Source organism: Bradyrhizobium sp. (assembly GCF_036009065.1).
In the GTDB taxonomy this organism is placed as follows: domain Bacteria; phylum Pseudomonadota; class Alphaproteobacteria; order Rhizobiales; family Xanthobacteraceae; genus Bradyrhizobium.
Genome location: NZ_DASYMN010000265.1, coordinates 1 through 3337, shown reverse-complemented (window position 1 = coordinate 3337; position 3337 = coordinate 1). Strand labels below are relative to the sequence as shown.

Sequence of the window (3337 nt, the reverse complement as noted above, 5' to 3'; positions counted from 1 at the left end):
GCTGCCTGTCCCCGTCCAGCCAGCTTCGGTGGCAGACCCCGAGAGTGGGGCCGGACGGATACCCAAGTACTCCCGCGAACGAAGAGCCACGTTAGCCCCCGCCCTCAGGCGCCGCTCCCATCCCCACGTTCCAAAGCGTCCCAGGTAACGCTCCCTCAAGGTAGGATAGGATGACTACAATGTAGCTGAAAAGGAATATATGTCAACAATCCCGTCGATCAACAAATCGTGATTACATTCCTACGCTGTTGAAGGCCGAGGTGCAGGCGGGGGTATGCGGCCTGCGCGGCATCAAACCGCGTGCGGCACCGCGGCGAAGCGGTTGACCACGATGTCGCGCTTGGTTTCATCGACCCGCACCGTCATCGCGAACCGGCCGTCGTGCAGCTCCTTGTGGAGCACTTCGGAATTGCGGTGCAGCCAGCTGATACCGGCGCCGTCGGAGGCGTCGATCGACAGGTCGAGCGTCATCCGGCTCGCGGCCAGCCGCTGCTCGATCGCTGCCAAGAGCGCGTCGATGCCCTCGCCGGTTGCCGCGGAAACCAGGAAACACGGACGCTCCGGCGGCCGCCGCGCCGCGATGTTTTGCAAGTTCTCGCGTTCTTCCGGGGTGAAACGATCGATCTTGTTCCAGACCTCCAGAATGCGCGCCCCGGCATCGGGATCGATGCCGAGCTGACGCAGCACCGCGTCGACGTCGCGCTGCTGGGCGTCGGCGTCCTCGTGCGAGATATCGCGGACGTGGAGGATGACATCGGCCTGCATCACCTCTTCCAGCGTCGCGCGAAACGCCGCAACCAGCTGGGTCGGCAGGTTGGAAATGAAGCCGACGGTGTCCGACAGCATCGCCTTGCCGCCATGCGGCAGGCTCAGGCTCCGCAAGGTCGGATCGAGCGTCGCAAACAGCATGTCGGCGGCCTGCACCTCGGCGCGGGTCAGGCGGTTGAACAACGTCGACTTACCGGCATTGGTGTAGCCGACCAGCGCCACCACGCGATACGGCACGCGCTGCCGGCCGGCGCGGTGCAGACGGCGCGTCGCCTGAACTTTCTTGATCTCGTTTTCCAGGCGGGCGATGCGATCGCCGATCAGGCGCCGGTCGGCTTCGATCTGGGTTTCGCCGGGGCCGCCCATGAATCCAAAACCGCCGCGCTGGCGTTCCAGATGGGTCCAGGACCGCACCAGGCGGCTGCGCTGATAGTTGAGATGCGCGAGCTCGACCTGCAGCGCGCCCTCCTTGGTCTTGGCGCGGCGGCCGAAGATTTCCAGGATCAGGCCGGTGCGGTCGAGCACTTTTGTGTTCCACGCCTTCTCCAGGTTGCGCTGCTGGATCGGCGACAATGCGCAGTCCATCACCACGAGCTCGATCTCGTGCCCGGCAATGAGGCCGACGATTTCCTCGACCTTGCCCTTGCCGAGATAGGTGGCGGGCCGGATCTGGCCGACCGGCGCGATGATGGCGTCGGCGATCGTCAGGTCGATCGCACGCGCCAGGCCTTTCGCCTCCTCGAGCCGCGCCTCGGAATTACGGATCGCGCGCGACTCCGTTTGCGCGTCGGGGCCGCCGCGGCGCATCCGCAAATAGGGGCCGATGACGATCACCCGCCCGGTCCGTGTGCCCCCCGCCGGCCGCGGACGGTCGGCGCCCCCTTCAAGATGTCGGGGTTCCAATCAGGTTTCTTTCAACGACTTGCTCAAGCTGGAGCGTCCTCGCCGCCTTCGAACAACTGGATCGGGGCGCCCGGCATGATGGTCGAGATCGCATGCTTGTAGACAAGCTGCGAATGACCGTCGCGCCGCAGCAGCAGACAGAAATTGTCGAACCAGGTGACAATGCCCTGCAGCTTCACTCCATTGACCAGAAAGATCGTCAGTGGCGTCTTGGTTTTGCGAACGTGATTAAGGAAGGTGTCCTGTAGATTTTGTGCGCGGTCTGCCGCCATTGTTTTTATCCCGCCTTTTTTTATTGAGCCGGTTGCAGCTCTCTTATGGAGCCTCAACTTGGCTGCCCGGCTTCCCCTGAGATCCCCCTCCGAGGGCCCGGCAGGCACAATTAGACGGCAGGCGTGGTTTTTAGGCAAGCGGGTTCGCGTGATAGCTGTCGCAAAGACGGGTGCAATTCGGGCAAGGGCCGAAAGAGAAGGAATTTCTCCGGCAGCTGATTTCGCCCTGCGGTATTACCCCACCCCGAGCGCTTTCAGCCCGTAGGGAGCAATAAGCGCAGCGCATTGCGCCGCACTGGTGTTATCGTTGCCGACATGCCGAATTATCGCCGCGCCTTCGCGCCCGGCGGATGCTGGTTCTTCACCGTCAATCTTTGGCGAGCGTGTTTGAGAGGGAGCGGCGCAATGCGCTGCGCTCATTGCGCCCTACGCGCTGCGGTATTATCTGACGCTCAGCCCGCAGGGCGCAATAAGCGCAGCCCGTAGGGCGCAATAAGCGCAGCGCATTGCGCCGCACTGGTGTTATCATTGTCCCCATGCCGAATTATCGCCGCGCCTTCGTGCCCGGCGGATGCTGGTTCTTCACCGTCAATCTGCTGGACCGGCGACGCCGCCTTCTGACTGACCATATCGACGTGTTGCGCGAGGCGACGCGACTCACCCAGACGCGCCACCCGTTCACGATCGACGCGATGGTGGTGCTGCCCGATCATATCCATGCGGTTTGGACGCTGCCGCCGGACGACGCCGATTTTTCGTTGCGCTGGCGGCTGATCAAAATCGCCTTCGCCCAGGCCGTTCCCAAGACCGAGCAGCGCAGCGCGGTCCGCATTGCGCGCGGCGAACGCGCCATCTGGCAGCGCCGTTTCTGGGAACATCTGATCCGCGACGACGAGGATTTCCGCCGCCACGTCGAGTATTGCTACATCAATCCGGTCAAGCACGGCCTGGTCAGCCGCGTCCGCGACTGGCCGCATTCATCGTTCCACCGCGACGTGCGGGCGGGGTTGTTCCCGGAAGATTGGGCGGGCGACGTCTCGGCAGCGGGCAGCTTCGGCGAGCGCGTTTGAGAGGGAGCGGCGCAATGCGCTTCGTAGCTACGTAGGGCGCAATAAGCGCAGCGCATTGCGCCGCGCCTGCGAAAGCCGCGTGACGCTGACAGCTTCGTCACTCGCGTTTGCGACTGGCCGCGTTCGTCGTTCCACCGCGACGTGCGGGCGGGATGAGGGAGCGGCGCAATGCGCTTCGCTTATTGCGCCCTACGCCCTCACCCCACCCCCAGCGCCTTCAGCTTGCGGTGCAGGGCCGAGCGCTCCATGCCGACGAATTCCGCCGTGCGCGAGATGTTGCCGGAGAAGCGGCTGATCTGGGCGATCAGATAGTCGCGCTCGAAT

4 protein-coding genes are annotated in these 3337 nt (G+C 63.9%); 1 reads left to right on the top strand and 3 read right to left on the bottom strand.

Annotation, left to right across the window (positions count from 1 at the left end):
• Positions 1-291: 291 nt before the first annotated feature.
• Positions 292-1671, bottom strand: a complete 1380-nt coding sequence (gene hflX / locus VGP39_RS15990; RefSeq protein ID WP_327569073.1) for a GTPase HflX — start codon at positions 1669-1671, stop codon at positions 292-294.
• 23 nt (positions 1672-1694) lie between these two features.
• Positions 1695-1943, bottom strand: a complete 249-nt coding sequence (hfq, locus tag VGP39_RS15985) for an RNA chaperone Hfq (RefSeq protein WP_006020546.1) — start codon at positions 1941-1943, stop codon at positions 1695-1697.
• 536 nt (positions 1944-2479) lie between these two features.
• Between hfq and VGP39_RS15980 the strand changes: the two genes are divergently transcribed.
• Positions 2480-3013: an REP-associated tyrosine transposase gene (locus VGP39_RS15980; protein ID WP_327569072.1), complete on the top strand. Its 534-nt coding sequence runs from the start codon at positions 2480-2482 to the stop codon at positions 3011-3013.
• A gap of 197 nt (positions 3014-3210) precedes the next feature.
• Here the strand turns inward: VGP39_RS15980 and VGP39_RS15975 are convergent.
• Positions 3211-3337 (bottom strand): helix-turn-helix domain-containing protein (locus VGP39_RS15975; protein WP_327569074.1); only part of this gene is annotated, 127 nt, incomplete at its 5' end.